Source organism: Chamaesiphon sp. OTE_8_metabat_110 (genome assembly GCF_031382685.1).
GTDB lineage: Bacteria > Cyanobacteriota > Cyanobacteriia > Cyanobacteriales > Chamaesiphonaceae > Chamaesiphon.
The window spans coordinates 1-15,238 of sequence record NZ_JANMZA010000018.1; the positions used below are offsets into that span (position 1 = coordinate 1).

Annotated in this window: 11 protein-coding genes; all 11 read right to left on the reverse strand. The window is 46.9% G+C overall.

The features are described 5' to 3' along the window. Positions 1-232: 232 nt before the first annotated feature. Positions 233-1,348, reverse strand: a complete 1,116-nt coding sequence (locus RMO52_RS00590; RefSeq protein WP_309739448.1) for a glycosyltransferase family 1 protein — start codon at positions 1,346-1,348, stop codon at positions 233-235. Then, the gene (locus tag RMO52_RS00595) at positions 1,339-2,544 is read right to left on the reverse strand and encodes a glycosyltransferase (RefSeq protein WP_310410064.1); all 1,206 of its coding nucleotides are present in this window, start codon (positions 2,542-2,544) and stop codon (positions 1,339-1,341) included. The genes RMO52_RS00590 and RMO52_RS00595 overlap by 10 nt, the downstream gene beginning before the upstream one ends. Before the next feature lie 11 nt (positions 2,545-2,555). Further along, a complete protein-coding gene (locus tag RMO52_RS00600) occupies positions 2,556-3,611 on the reverse strand; it encodes a glycosyltransferase (protein ID WP_310410066.1) in 1,056 nt (351 codons plus the stop codon). Positions 3,612-3,650: 39 nt separating this feature from the next. Further along, positions 3,651-4,532, reverse strand: coding sequence for a glycosyltransferase (locus RMO52_RS00605; protein WP_310410067.1), 882 nt, complete (start codon positions 4,530-4,532; stop codon positions 3,651-3,653). A 124-nt stretch (positions 4,533-4,656) separates the two neighbouring features. Then, positions 4,657-5,775 (reverse strand): UDP-galactopyranose mutase, encoded by a 1,119-nt coding sequence (gene glf / locus RMO52_RS00610; protein WP_309739441.1) that lies wholly within the window; start codon positions 5,773-5,775, stop codon positions 4,657-4,659. A 38-nt stretch (positions 5,776-5,813) separates the two neighbouring features. Continuing rightward, the gene (locus tag RMO52_RS00615; protein WP_309739438.1) at positions 5,814-6,728 is read right to left on the reverse strand and encodes a glycosyltransferase; all 915 of its coding nucleotides are present in this window, start codon (positions 6,726-6,728) and stop codon (positions 5,814-5,816) included. Positions 6,729-6,769: 41 nt separating this feature from the next. Beyond that, positions 6,770-7,921: a glycosyltransferase family 4 protein gene (locus RMO52_RS00620; protein WP_396134850.1), complete on the reverse strand. Its 1,152-nt coding sequence runs from the start codon at positions 7,919-7,921 to the stop codon at positions 6,770-6,772. Between the two features lie 229 nt (positions 7,922-8,150). Next, positions 8,151-9,941 carry an ABC transporter ATP-binding protein gene (locus RMO52_RS00625; protein WP_310410072.1) on the reverse strand — a complete coding sequence of 597 codons (1,791 nt, stop codon included), beginning with the start codon at positions 9,939-9,941 and terminating at the stop codon, positions 8,151-8,153. Between the two features lie 58 nt (positions 9,942-9,999). Continuing rightward, positions 10,000-11,031 (reverse strand): glycosyltransferase family 8 protein, encoded by a 1,032-nt coding sequence (locus RMO52_RS00630; RefSeq protein WP_309739432.1) that lies wholly within the window; start codon positions 11,029-11,031, stop codon positions 10,000-10,002. 56 nt (positions 11,032-11,087) lie between these two features. Then, on the reverse strand, positions 11,088-12,782 hold the full coding sequence (locus RMO52_RS00635; RefSeq protein WP_310410075.1) for a glycosyltransferase family 4 protein: 1,695 nt from the start codon (positions 12,780-12,782) through the stop codon (positions 11,088-11,090). 170 nt (positions 12,783-12,952) lie between these two features. Continuing rightward, positions 12,953-15,238 (reverse strand): Calx-beta domain-containing protein (locus tag RMO52_RS00640; protein ID WP_310410077.1); only part of this gene is annotated, 2,286 nt, incomplete at its 5' end.

The following is a 15,238-nucleotide window of genomic DNA, read 5'->3' on the forward strand; positions in this document are numbered from 1 at the left end:
CGAGCAATTTGAGTTCTGGTTCGCCAGATTTATAATTGGTATCGGCAATCAGTCGAATCGTCACTGACGGCGGCAGCAATCGCCTAATTGTATTTTTGATAAACATTGGTTTTGTGGATAGGGGATAGGGGATAGGGGATATGGGATAGGGGATAGTGGATAGTGGATAGCTTGCACTGAGCGACAGCCGAAGTGTGAATAGTGACGCAAGCGCCCCATCTCCCCCTCTCCCTCACTTCTTATTCGCGATCGTTCGCTCGTATACTTGAGCTACGCACTCGGCATTACGTTCCCAGGTAAATGCTTTGACTCGTTCCAAACCGCGATCGACTAGTTCTTGATAAAACTGTGGTTCATGGTACAGCCGGATGGCAGCAGCAGCTATTTCATCCGCACTAGTAGGTGCGACTAAAACACCAGCATCGCCCACGACTTCTGGCATCGCTGACGCGTTTGACGTAATCGCTGGCGTACCACAAGCCATAGCTTCCAATAGTGTCATCCCAAAGCCTTCATACAATGACGGTGCGACTAAAACATCGGCGGCATTGTATAGTTGCAGTAGTGTGGATTTATCGGGCTTGCCAAAATAACGGACGATCGATTCCAGTCCTCGATCTTGAATGAACTGCTGTTGTGCGGAAGTAAAATCAGCGCCAGCTTTCCAGAAGGCAATCGGGAGTTGCCTATCTTTTAAAATTGCGATCGCCTCAAGGATCGTGTCAATATTCTTCCGGGGATGGTTAGATCCCACATTTAATAGGCAAAATGTTGCGGGGGAGATGTGCTGTTGCTGACGGTAGGCTGCAATCGCCGATTTTGGTAGAGGCCCAAAGATGTCTTCTACGGCATTGGGAATGACCGTAATCTGCGTGGGATCGATTTCCAAAATCTCGGTAGTATCGCTAGCAGTAGCTGAGGATACCGAAATAAGATGGTCTGCATAACGCATCCCATTGACAGAATACAACCAAGCGCGTTTGCTGACAATCGGTAATTGCACCGATCCTTGTAAGTTATCTGGAAAAAAGTAGTTAGCCAGATCGTGACAGGTGACGACAATCGGGCTGCCAGAATTTTGCAACCAGTAGGCGATATTGGCATCACAAGGTTCGACAATATGAAAAATATCTGCCACTTGCTGTCGAACCGCTTGGGGATATCGCCAGAACCGCTCGTAGTATTTTTGAATTCTTAGCGATATAGAATAACTACCTCGATCGAACGATCTGGGCACCAGCTCAATAATTTCCCACTCTGGACGAACTTTTTTCAGTCCGGCAATAAGATTGTCGGTGTAAATATCTAAGCTAAATTCGGCCATTGTCCGAGCGATTGCTACGCGCATTCGAGTGTCTCCTCTGGTGGGTAGTCGAGCGATTGCTGCCACAGATTCAGCGATCTAGTGGCAATCTGTTGATGGGAATAAAATTGGCGAACGCGGTCGATGCCATATTGTCCCACCTCTTGTCGCCAATCTGGATCGGCGATCGCGCGTTCCAAAATTGCTGCCAGCCCGATCGCATCATCTTCCTTAAATATTAGATCGGATCTCCCGATCGCATGAGGAATTTCACCACAATCAGAGCCAACCACTGGCACACCCATTGCCATCGCTTCGATCAGCACGTGACCGAATTGTTCCTTCCAGGTTGGAGTCGATCGAGAAGGCAAGATCAGCACGTCGAATGTGCCGATTTGTGCGGGCGCAGCTTCATGTCGAATCGCCTCGTGCCATATAATCCGCTTGTCAATTTGCAAAACTGCGGCAGCTTGCTGTAGTGCTATGCGTTCTGTACCCGACCCACACACTGTAATCGTGAAGTTCAAGCCACGTTCTTGCAGGCATCGCGCGGCGGCCAATAGGGTATCGACCCCTTTTTCGGGAACTAAGCGTCCCAAGAAGCCGATATTAAATTCAGCTTGAGGGTCTCGATCGGTTTTAGGTGCGAACAACTGAGTATCGACGCCTATTTGCGGCATTACTTCCAGCCGTCCAGTATAGCCCCACCGCCGCAGAATTTTTGCACCATCCTCATTTCCCGAAATTAACGCACTCACAGTATTCAGGACAAACTGGCAGGTTAACTGACGCAAAATGGGCAACTTTCGTTCGATGTTTTCCCAACCGAAGACGATCGAGGGTTTGCCTGTTAACCTGCTCCACATGGCGACTTCAAAAGCCAGCACGGAAAATACTTCCGCTTCGACTTGTACCAGATCGGGTTGAAAATCTTTCAATACCCGACCGAGTGCCCAGGGCAGATAGCAGTAAGCACCCCCGCGCCCGCTGAACAGCACTGGGGCTTGATAGATTTTGATTCTGGGATAGGGTTTCTCGACTGGCATCGTGCGATTCCACTCCGCAGCCTTCCAGTTACTAGGTACCAGCAACCCGACATCGACGCGATCGGTTGCGGCGATCGCGTCCAATTTGCCCTGATTGACACCGACAACGTACGCATGACTGACAAACAACACTCTTAATTTGCGACCTAGCTGGGCTTGAATTAAAGGGGTTTGTGCGGTATCTACAGCATTCATTATTCTCTTCCTCAACTACTCACGAGAGCGCGAATTTTTCTAACAGTCCAATCGATCGCTTTGGGTCGAAATTGGGGAGCATATAACCAGGTCATGGCAGGTCGTGCCAGTGCTAATGGCATCAGACCCACCCAGATAAACCAAAGACTGTAGATGACACACTTTTGCCAGTTGAATGTAGAATATTTCCACAGCGAACGGATACCCTGGTAAATCAACGACCACGCTCGATCCGATGGTACCGGATGATTTTGAGGATCTAGCCTTAACGAAATCATCCGCGACCAGAGGCGACCGATCGATCTTTGTGCCAAATCAGTTGGTAATATCTGCCCTAGCTCTGCGGCTTTTTGCTCCAGCAAAGCATAGTTTTGTAAATCGTGACAGACAAATCGCCGGAATCGATCGCCTGTAACTGTCGCCAATGCCCATTGATTACTGTTATGAATTCGATAAGCACCCAATGGTTCTTCAATCGCAGCAACTTCCCCAGCAAAGGGAATAAGCATCGATAAATAATCATCTGCTGTCAATTTATAAGCAGCGGGAATCGGGAAAATTGGTGCCATCGCCTTGCGGCTGAGTGCATTGCCGCTGGTGGGCGTACTGGTATACCCACCGAACTCCAGCAAAGTTTTCCAGACTTCACCTGTTGCTAATGGCTGGCTACCTTGAGGGGATGTATATCCCAGTGACTGACCCTCAGCATCTACCACCTGTAGACGGTAGTGTACTTTAGCCAGATTTGGTTGCCAGATGGCGACAATGCGTTCGATGGCTGTGGGCATTAGGTAATCATCAGCATCTAGAAATACAATGATGTCGCCGCGACTTTTGGCAAATCCACTGTTGAAGGCGGCTGCTTGCTTGCCATTGGGCTGGAAGATCGGCACGATCCGATCGCCATATCTGGTAATAATCTCGCGAGATTTATCCGTCGAACCGTCATCGACAACAATAACTTCCGTATGAAGATAAGTTTGATTTAAAGCACTATCGATCGCCTCCGTCAGGAAGCGATCGTAATTATAATTATTGATGATGATGCTAACTAAAATATCATTCATATTTAAAAACGATCGAGTCCCGATCGACAGCTATCTCCTTTATCCCAAAAGTTGATATTTCAAAGAGCGACTATAATAGTAGAGTGCGGATAACACCTTTCCTTGTTTTAACGATTCATTGCCAGTACGTTTGCTATTGTAAGCACACAGTTGACGATACTCGGAGGCAATCTCATCAAAGAAAGGATTTTGATAAACTTTTTCCGATACAAAGAGAGTTTCCAAACAATTTTGGAGGGCGCGGGTAGATGTACCGCTACCACCATGAATCCGATATTCCGTCAACCGTTCTGGTACATAAAAAACATCCATCCCACTACTCACCAGACAAGAGCTGAGAAAGAAATCGTAGGCACCCCCTACCTTTTCGGAGTATGCCGACCAATCGATCGCCGACTTCCGAAAAACTGCCGATGATGCTAGCGGAATCGATTTATTGAAAATCAACTTTTGGGGTTGTTTTACCAGTCCTCGATCTATTCCGCTGCGGCCAAATCTCGTAGTTTGTTCTTCGGTTTTAGTCACCATTCGATCGCCAGCCGCATCGATAATCCAATGATCGCAAAAAGACAGACAAATGTTTGGATTTGACAACATTTCGGGCACTAATTTCTCTAAAAAATCTGGCAACCAGCGATCGTCATCATCGAGTTTTGTGAGTAAATCGGCGCGAGCGGCTTGAAAGCCACTCAAATTATTCATGGCAATTCCCAAATTTTGAGGATTAGCTCGATAAATAATACGCGAGTCTTCATAGCTCTGGCAAAGATCGGCGATTTTTGGTTCGGCACTATCATCACAAACAACGATCTCAAAATCGGTAAAAGTTTGCGCGAGCGCACTCTCGATCGCCTCTTTGAGATAATCGATCCGCTTGTAAGCAGGCATGATAATTGAAACGGCTGGCAATGAATCATTCATAAGTTCGCTCCGGTCTTAAATTTTATGTCAATATCAAGATAATTTATAGATTTAAGTATTTTGTCGAGTATTGAGAGTGAAAATTAGTACTCTTGCTCGTTTCGGTCTCTAAATTTATGGGAAATTAATTAGTTATTGCCATTTCTAATGCTTCTCTAGTGCTGATTTTATCGAATGTCATTAAGGCTTGAGCTACGACTTGATCCATGTTGTAATACTTATAAGTTGCCAGCCTGCCGACGAAATGTACCCTAGGAGTGGCATCGGCAAGTTCTTTATACTGTTTGTAGAGTTCTGCATTTTCCGGACGCGGAATTGGATAGTAAGGATCGCCTTCAGCTTGAGGAAACTCGTAGACAATGCTGGTTTTATGATGCTCCTGTCCGGTCAGGTATTTAAACTCAGTGACGCGAGTATAGAGATGCTCGTTGGGATAATTAATCACGGGTGCAGATTGGAAGACAGGTCGATCTTGAGTTTCGTGTTTGAATTCGAGCGATCGATACGGCAACTTTCCAAACCGAAGATCGAAAAAGTCATCGACTGGCCCGGTATAAATCATTTCTTGATAAGGAATGACCTGTTGAATTTCTCGATAATCGGTGTTGAGCATCACTTTGATATTCGGATGCGCCAGCATGTTCTCAAACATCGGCGTAAAGCCATGTAGAGGCATTGACTGATATGTATCGGTAAAATACCGATCGTCGCGATTGGTGCGGGTGGGAACGCGAGCAGTGACCGATCGATCGAGTTCTGAGGGATCGATGCCCCATTGTTTGCGGGTATAGTTGCGGAAAAACTTTTTATATAATTCTTGTCCGACTTTACTAACGACGACATCCTCTGATGTCAAAATTTGCTCTCGTGGCTCGGCTACCGATGCCAAAAACTCTTCGACTTCAAATGCGGTTAGGTTCAATCCATAGAGTTGATTGATCGTATTTAAGTTGATCGGGATTGGGACGAGCTGACCGTCAACGCTAGCCAGAACGCGGTGTTCGTAACGTCGCCACTCGGTAAATAACGATAGATATTCAAAGACATCGCGGGAATTGGTATGAAAAATATGCGGACCGTATTTATGGATCAGTACGCCATCATTGTTGTAGCGATCGTAAGCATTGCCGCCGATATGGTTGCGACGATCGACAATTAATACTTTTTTGCCCAACTGGCTTGCCAATCGTTCTGCCAAAACGCTCCCTGCAAACCCCGCACCAACAATCAGATAATCAAACATGAGAATGCGCTCCTTTAACTAGTAATCTCGATCGAAGATTAGGATTTATGAATATCGGCAGGATCTTTGGCAAACAGAAAATCAGTGATAAATCCGAAGGATTTAGGGAAGGTATATCTGAACGTATCTACAAATCCGGAAATACCATAGTATCTCAATCGGAATGCTGCCACATGCAGCAAAGCATAAGGCAGATAAAATAATGCTTTCCCTTTGTTATTATCAGTGGAAAAATAACGTTTGAAGGTCACATATATTCGACTGGCATCGTGATATGGTTTGTAGTAATCGCGATTGATTTCTGATGGGTAGTGAAAATTAATCGCTTCTGGGAAGAGCACGATCTTATATCCTTTAGTAATTGCTCTAGTGGTAAGATCGATTTCGTCATTTCCATATACCAATCGCTCATCAAACAAAACTTTTTTAAATACCGATACTGGAAAAATCGCACTATTGATCACCACCGATTTGATGATATCGCCTTGCTTGTATTCAACACTCTGCCAGCCAATAAAAGTTTGATCGCCAGGATAGAGTAGTCTGCCATTGACATTCTCAATGCCACTCAGAATCACATTATCGATTTCTTCTGATTCAGCACATTTCAACCAGCGAGCGTGCATCATTTCCAAGAAATTCTCGGTCAAGATGACATCATCATCAATAAACAGTACATGAGAACCCGCGACCGCACTCAAGGCTTTATTTCGATTTGCACCTAAACCTCGTCGTGGCCCTTCGATATATTTGATATTGGGAAAACGAGCGGCAACCAACTCTTTGGTTCGCTCGTCCGTACTGTCATCGGACACGATCGTTTCAAATGCGGGATATGTCGATCGCTCGACTGAATTTAAGGCTTTGGTTAGGTCGTCAGGACGATTTCTCGTACAGATACAAACAGAAATGTTCAAGAGCATATCCGTGTTTCGATCGAGGGTATTCATCATTTTTTTACAGGTATGTTTACTTTTAAATTGACCCGATTGAATTAGATTTCTAATAATAAGTTTTTTACAGTTTTTCCAGATACATTCCAATTCAGGCGAGACTCATACTCATGAAAAGATGAGAGAGCCAATTCAATATAGTTAGAGTAATTGGTAAATAGATTTAAAATATAGCTGCAATATTCTTGGATATCGGCAGTTACATCGAAGGTTTTACCATTGAGATTGTCTTTGACGATCGTGGGAATACCACCAACATTGGTAGACAAACAAGGCACTCCAACTGCATTAGCCTCACACAATACGATCGGCGTACAATCTGCAAGTGAGGGGATAATTAGCAAATGTGACTCGGCAATTAAGCGAGCAATTCGCGCTTTGCCTAAATCTGTAGATTTACTAATAAAACCTAGTGGCTTAACAAAATCGGGTAATGGATCTGCGGAAATCGGTTGACAACCAACGAGTGTCAGTTCGGTATTTAAACCTGCGTTGTTTAATGCCGTAGCAACTTTAAGTGCCACGTCGCCGCCTTTGCGATACCAGTCAACTCCTAAAAACAGCAGTTTACAAAGATTTTCCGGTCGAGCGGCGATCGCCGCTCGGACTTCAGCCGCATCATATTTGACTTCGATATTTGCGCCAAACGGAACTACTTTAACTTTAGACTTATCTACTCCATAGCGAGAGATTGCGGCTTGTGCTGCCCAATCAGATGAATAAATCGCTAACTGACATTTTTGATGAGCTTGTTGTTCTACATTATGCCAATCGCTCATCGACTCCTCGCAGACATTACTATAGTCTGGATAATAGTCTAACAGGCTGTCAAAGCTGGCATCTGCCCAAAAGACCATCGGTTGTTTGGATTCGAGATAAGCAAGGGGATTTGCCGATGCACTAAAGACAATATCTGCCTGAGCATCCATTAATCGATCGGAAATTTGTCGAGCATAACCTTTGAGAACGCAGGGGGTAGGATTCTTTAAATATTTTTTCCGAAATAGTTCGTGATAATGTCGCTTATATTTTTGCACAAGGCGACACCTAACTGAAATGTCTAATGGACCGATGTAATCTAAATTGCACGATTGATTTTGAAGCGACTGTGCAATATAGTAGCCTAGCCCCGACCAATCATTAAATCCTTTTAAAATCCGCGAATCATAAGGTGTTATGTATGCTAGTTTCATAAGTTGGGTTCCTGTTGGGCGCAATCGAAAGATCCAGTGTCGAACGATCGAGATCGGTTGGGGATAGACGATCTCAAACTCGATCGAAAAGCCTGTGCATACTAGGTAAACTACGATCGAATCTTTTAATAAATTTCCATCGTCGAGCGAGGGTATCTATTGAAATCATCTGTGAGGCTCCTGCCGCACGGCTGTGATAGAGAAGTTAAAGTTTGAAATAAAACAATTGTCATTGTCCCAGAACTACCTCCTGATAGCTTCCTGACTTGAGAATTCGACCTCGATCGATCTGATAAATACAATCGCAATGCTCGATCGTCGAGAGGCGATGGGCGATGATAATAATCGTTTTGCTCCTACTCAAGGCTTTGGTAGCTGCCGTTACCAGTTGTTCGGTTTCATTGTCTAGGGCAGCGGTGGCTTCATCGAAAACTAGAACTTCGCGCTGGTGGTAAAGGACGCGAGCGATACCGACTCGCTGCCTTTGCCCGCCCGATAGCAGCACGCCGCGCTCGCCAACCATCGTGTGGATGCCATTGGGTAAATTTTCGACCACATCTTGCAACTGCGCCATCTCGATCGCTTGTTGGAGTCGCAGCCGATCGATCGACCCATCGGCAACGCCAAAGGCAATATTGCGCTCTAGCGTATCGTCGGTGAGGAAAATGGATTGGGGCACGTAACCCAAGATATTTTGCCAAGCTCGCAGATCTCGATAAACCGATCTGCCATCGACCTTGATATCTCCAGACTGAGGCAAAAATAGCCCCAAGATTACATCCACCAAAGTTGTCTTCCCAGAGCCAGATTTACCAATAATACCAATCGATTGCCCCTTGGCAATTGTGAGGGAGATATCTTCTAAAACCAAGCGCGGATGCTGGGAATATTGGAAATTAATGCCCTCTAAGGCGATCTCGCGCGTGAATGACATTTGTTCGCGCTGGGCGGTTGCCATCTTCCCACCAGCTTGGGCTGGCGTATTTGCGATTGGTAACGGCACTTCTCGCTCCAGTTGCTGGAGGTCGAAATATAACTTATCGACTGCAAAACTATTTGCCCGCATCACGTTCAATCCCGATACCAAATTACCGGATGCAGGCAGCAGCCGAATTGCCGCCAAGCCGAAAATCCCCAGCACCGCACCCAGATCTCGATCGCCGCGATTCAAGGTTACGAATAACAGGGTAAAGCCGACCAAAAATGTCAGCATCAAGGCTTCGATCGCGTAACGCGGTAAATTGCCGTAGCTCTGAGAGAGTGTCAGATTGGTAGCAAATTTGGCTGACTGTTCCTCCATTTGCTGTTGGAAATATGCCTCGCAACCAATTACCCGCGTCTCTTTCAAGCCGCCTAATCCATGGTTGAGAATGCGAATCATCTCGCCTGCCGCTTGCCAACCTTCTTTTCCCCATCGCACCAGGCGATGTTTCATTGCTTGCGACAATACCAGCATTGCCAACAACAACATCCCAATTAAAATCAAGGCGAACGCATCAGTTTGAATTAGCAGGATCGTTAACGCCAATGTCACCAACAGATTGGAGATCGATGTCAGCAGGGGCATCACTACACCGAGACAAACATTATCGGTAGTGGAAATAATGTCCTGAATCAGGTTCGCAGAATTGATATTTAAGTGAAAACTATAGGGAGCGGCTAGATACGCTTGCATCAACTTGCAGGAGAGATCTCTTTTTAAGTTATAACCAAATTGAAATACTGATTTTTGGGCTTGAAAGCTTAAAAATGCTTTGATATAAAAGGTGGCGATCGCGAGTGCGCCCAAGCCTAGCAAAAATTGTCGCTCCGAACTAAAATTCAAGGTGATGTAGGCTAAATTCAACCACCGATTGCTAGCGATAAATTCTGGATGAGTGGCGATCGCAATGAATGGACCGATGATTCCAGTTCCTAAAATTTCCAAGCCAGAAATCAAGACAAATGCCAATAGCGTCACAATTAGCGATCGATAATGACCCCTAGTAAGATAAAGAAATTTGGTTAGATACTGCAACACGATCGGTAAATAAAAGATTGAATAAATTAACGAGCAATGAGCGAAACGAATATCAAACTTAGCTAAAATTTTTGACTAAAACTTTTAGCTTGCCAGCCAACTTTAGTTGCAGTCGTCGCCAGATCGTCAATCGCCATCCCGACCATGCCGTCCGATCGATGTACTTAAAAAAGTCTTCTTTGCGGGGACAATGGCGCGATGTCCATGGCTTCTTCGCCGAAGCATAGTGAACGATCGCTGGCTGGTGAATGAGATTGTGGTAGATATCCTTAGTAAATAAGCTCTCGCGCTCGTCTTGCCAAGCTAAATAACTACTTGTATCGTAATCATAGAAAGAAGTGGAATTAAAATTCCATTTGGGATCGATTTGTCCCCATTTGCCCGCCAGCAGGGGATTTAATATATCCTGATCGTGCCAGCGAACGAACTGTTTATTGTGCTGGAGATAATCCATCGACTGGTTGCAAAAGTCATCAGCCCGCCACTTTTGAAGGTTAATTACCAACACCCCAGCATTGAAATATTTCGCATCTGCTGAAATGCCCAATTCGCGATAATTTAACAATCCATTAGCTGTCGATACATAGCGAATCCAGGTATCCTGTGCTGCTAAGATGTAATTATCGCCCAATTGATATTGCCAGAGTTCTGCCAGATTTCCCTTGACGACAAGATCGCAATCTAAGTAAATAACTTTGTTTATTTCAGCAGGTAAGACTTCGGGAATGAGAATTCTAAAAAATGTGGCGACCGAGAGATATTGAGAAATAGTTTTGCCGTCGGGGCCGAGGGTATGATTGATTTGCTTGAGATGCTCGATCGCTGGCAAATTGGGAACTGTTAAAAATTTTAGTTCGCATTTTGCCGATTGCGTCGATTGCCAAATTTTTTGTTTATTACGTTCTTGAATACCGCCATCGAGGATGTAAAATACGAGTCGAGCATCGCCCTGGTAATTATCGATCGCCGATCGCAAGGTAACGGCGAGCGGCATGGCATAATTATCATCAGCAGCACAAACAACGATAATCGGATCGGCGGCGATTGAAGGTTTAATTGCGGCGCGATTTGCTAAAACTTCAACTTGCATAAAAATATCCGTGTATCTATGTGTATATTAAGGGCAATACAGAAAGAAAACCTCGGTCAAATGCCTGTAACAGCGGCAAATTTAGCACGCATTTGATAGTAACGATCTCTCCACCGAGACGAAGCTAGCATATTAAGTTGATTGCCGCGCCATCCATAGCGTTCGACCAGACTCAACCATAGTTCCCAGCGTTGCGGTAGCGGCATCAATGGCAGGTGCCACTGGGCGACCTGCTGGAAATTGGCGCGACCGAGCGAAGCATGGGAGCACAAGAGTGCGTCTAGCTCGCCCAAACATTGTTCGGTCTGGGACTCAGCAGCTTTGACTCTGGGCAGACTGGCAGCTTGGCAATAGATTTTTTCGAGCGTATCGAGCCAATTTTGTCCCCAGTGGGTGTGGGCGATTTGGTGCTGGGTTGCCGCTCCCAGAGAGAGTCGATATGCCTCGTCAGCGATCGCTTGCGACAATGCTGCTAAATATGTCGGTAGATCTGAAGGCTCGATCGCCTGTCCGGCTAACCCTGGTGTATCCTGTCCGAAAATTTGACAGGTTGCCAGAGGGTATGGATTGCGACTGAACAGTGGCGTACCGTAGCTGCCAGCTTCCAGCAAGGATGTTGTTGAGGGAACTGGGAAGGAATCGACATAAATATCGGCAGCCTGGTAGAATTCAGCCGTACGATCGGTTGGCTTCAACACTTGAATCCTGCCGTTGGTTTGCGCGATTGCCTCAGACCAATCCTCGTCGAGATCTCCAGCACCAACGATCGTCAGCATTGCTTGGGGGTGTTCTTGCAATAGCGGAACGTGAGCCTGGGCAAAATTGATGTCGCCGATCGTTTTATATTTTGGCGGTCTGGCGATCGATAGTAAGAGGACGGTATCAGGAGCAATCCCCAAGTGTTGTTTTGCTGCTGCTCGACTCAGAGATCTGTGCATTGGTTCTAAGGCGATCGGTAGAAGCATGTTACGCTCTGGAGCGATGCCTCGGCGATGTTGAGATAGATACCTGCCTGATTCGCGCAAGTTGGCAACTACATCACTCGTACCCGCCCCCAGCCAAAACCAATGATCGCCGTGATTGGTATAAATCGATGGTGGCATCCGATCTTTATCCGCAAAAGCGACGAGCGGTACGGCATCGTATTCCCAAGCATGAGTGACGATGATGTCCGCTTGAGCGGCACATTCACGCAGTTTTCTAGCTCGATCGAGGATGCGATCGGATGCTTGGTTTAAGATGTGAATTCTACCATTACTCTTGGCGATCGCCTCTTGCAGCAGTTGGGGAACCTCTTGCGGTGCTTGTAAAGTCAATGCCAGCGAATGGGAGCGTTTGGTATCTTGTTGAATCCAACGTCGAATCATCCGAGGAATGCCGCTAAAGGTCGAGATATTCGTAGAGACATGCAGGATGCGCTGTGGATTTCCCGCTGGTGGTTGCTGCTGGGGATAGAGGTGGCTGGGGATCTCCTGGCGACCGATCTCGATGAGAATTTGCTCCAACTCTGGACTGGTAAAAAAGCCGCCATGATTGAATTGAGCGTATTGAGCGGCAATTTCCACGTAGGATGCTGCTGCCTCGAATTTTCTCTGTCGGGCTAAGGATCTGGCTCGCTCGACCAACTGCTGAAATTCCGCAAAATGTTGGGGAATCAGCGTGCGACTTTCTGCTTGCCACTGGTTTAAGATGTCACTACTGATGTGAGGCATATAATAACGTAAGTTGCTAGTTATGAGTTGTTGTGCCAAATCCGATTGATAAAGCTTTTTTGCGCCAGTGACAACCCTTCGCCCTCTCCCCGCTCCCAAGCTGGGGAGCTGGGCTGAATAACAATCGGGCAAGTAGTGGCAGGTTAAGCTGCTCAGAGAATTTAACCGCTGCCACCATCGCTGGAGAGCGGTTAAACATCGGCATTCACTTAAGCGGGGTTCCAGCGGACGATCGCACCAGTTACCAAATCGACCCCATAGAGTCTGCCATCAGGCCCCATTTCAGCATCAACAATATAGGGAATATTGTCATCAAAGACTTGGATGTTCGTGACTTGGCGGTTGCCATCGAGAGAGGCGGCATAGAGCGTGCCACCATTGACATCCCCAAAGATCAGCGTATTGCTATTGTAAAAGTCCCCGACCATAATCGCGTTGGCAAAATCTGGCGCACCATGACTGCGAGCCAGAATTGGAAATACCGCAACAGGGTCGCTTTCATTATTGCGGTTGCCATTGTTGTAGAATACGCCTGCTTGAGGTAGATCTCGATAAGATCCCGTGCGATCGTTTCCTTCGAGATAAGGCCAGCCAAAGTTAGCACCGGGGGCACCCGTGTTGATTTCTTCCCAACTATTCCAACCCACATCGCCAATGACAGGTCGATTGGTAATCGGGTCGAACGTAAATCGGAATGGGTTGCGCATCCCAGAGTAGAAGACCTTGGATTGGTTGCTATTGGGATTGTTGGCATCGTAGAACGGATTGCCTGGAACTCCCGCGCCAGTGATGGGATCGATTCTTAAGACTTTGCCGGAGAGGTTGTTGGGATCTTGCACCCTGACCGCACGCGGATCGGCGAAGTTGTAAGAGGTGCCATCGCCGTTACTAACGTAGAGGTACCCATCCGCCCCAAAATGAACGGCACCGATGGTGTGAGACGTACTATCCCCTGCCAGGTAGTCGCGAATGTTCTGGTTTTGAATGCCGGGTCGATCGGGATCGTTATCTTGGGTACCAGGATCGAGCTGACTGGCTGGGGCGGTAATCGTGCCGCCGACAATCCCTGAAGGCGGTACGTTAACAACGCCAGTGCTATCGATATCTGGATTGCTGGTGTAATCCCAGATGCTATTAGTGCCTGCTAGCACGACCAAGCTATTGGGATCGGCAACCATCGTCGTCGGATTGACTGTCAATCTGACCAATCGCGCCGGACGATTGCCATCCCCATCCGGCCCTGCATTACCATTACGGGTTAATGTTTCTGGCGGATCGTAGGTATAGAGCAAGTAGACATAGGGCGTAGTTGAGAAATTAGGATGGATCGCCAGTCCTAACATGCCCCGATCTTCAGTATTGTTTGTCTGATTGGATAGATCGATCGTGGGGGTAGCCTGCAAAACGCCATTATCAACTACTCGTACCACGCCATTCTTTTGGGCGACCAGCATGTAACGTCCGTCCGGAGTCCAATCGATCGCTGTTGGCGAGGCTAGTCCAGTGACAACGGTTTGGCGATTGAGGCTGCCGAGTGTCAGGTCGTTATCTAGCACGGTTATGGTTGAGGCGATCTGTGTCCCCAAGCTGGCACCATTAGCGTTGCTTAGAGAAATTGTCAAGGTTTCATCGATTTCGATGTTCGAGTCATTTAAAAGCGGAATGGCAATCTGCTGGGTAACTTGTCCGGGGGCAAAGTTGACAGTGCCCGAGACGCTTGTGTAATCAGCACCGCTAGTTGCCGTACCGTTGCTGGTAGCATAATCGATCGAGGCTGCACCGCTAATGTTGCCATTGCGAATCAGCGTAATCGTGGCAGTCGGAGCGCCCTCAGATACAGTAATCGCGGCATCGCTGACGGAAATGGTATTAGGGGAATCATCATCGATAATCTCGATTAGCACCGTGCGGGGAATGCCCAAATTACCAAAGCTAGGACTTTGAATGCCAACCGCAAATCGCTCGTTAGCTTCGATCGAGCTATCATTGACGATCGGAATCGTCAAGGTTGTTTCCGCTTCCCCAATTTCAAAGACAACCTGTCCGGTATTGGCGCGACCGTTGAAGGTGGGTTGAGTATAATCATTACCTGGCGTTGCGGCTGCCCCAGCAACCTCGTTGAGTGTATACTCCAACGTCACTTGTTGCTGGGTACTGCCCGTCCGTACTACTTTGACGGTAGCCACACCAGCGGTTTCACTCACAAAAATGGTTTCGCTATCTTTGAGCGATATTGTGGGACCAGGGGTAAAGACGATATCGCGGAAGTAGTTAGCGTTATTAAATGATTGAGTGGGGAAAGCAGATGGATTGGGATTAAATACGCCGTTGCTGCCATCAGCTACAGCACTGAGATCGCCATTGGCAATCGTCGTCCTCAAACCATCTACAGTTGCCACGTAATGAGTGTTGGCATTGACAGATACCACATATGTCGTGTTAGCGGCGATCGTCAGCGGTGTCGCTAATGCCTGCTCCTGCCAGCCCGCTGTGGT

Bases quoted from the DNA above. Each gene is read 5' to 3' on its own strand.
- RMO52_RS00590 (WP_309739448.1), bottom strand. From the start codon at position 1,348: ATGCGCGTAGCAATCGCTCGGACAATGGCCGAATTTAGCTTAGATATT.
- RMO52_RS00595 (WP_310410064.1), bottom strand. From the start codon at position 2,544: ATGAATGCTGTAGATACCGCACAAACCCCTTTAATTCAAGCCCAGCTA.
- RMO52_RS00600 (WP_310410066.1), bottom strand. From the start codon at position 3,611: ATGAATGATATTTTAGTTAGCATCATCATCAATAATTATAATTACGAT.
- RMO52_RS00605 (WP_310410067.1), bottom strand. From the start codon at position 4,532: ATGAATGATTCATTGCCAGCCGTTTCAATTATCATGCCTGCTTACAAG.
- glf (WP_309739441.1), bottom strand. From the start codon at position 5,775: ATGTTTGATTATCTGATTGTTGGTGCGGGGTTTGCAGGGAGCGTTTTG.
- RMO52_RS00615 (WP_309739438.1), bottom strand. From the start codon at position 6,728: ATGATGAATACCCTCGATCGAAACACGGATATGCTCTTGAACATTTCT.
- RMO52_RS00620 (WP_396134850.1), bottom strand. From the start codon at position 7,921: ATGAAACTAGCATACATAACACCTTATGATTCGCGGATTTTAAAAGGA.
- RMO52_RS00630 (WP_309739432.1), bottom strand. From the start codon at position 11,031: ATGCAAGTTGAAGTTTTAGCAAATCGCGCCGCAATTAAACCTTCAATC.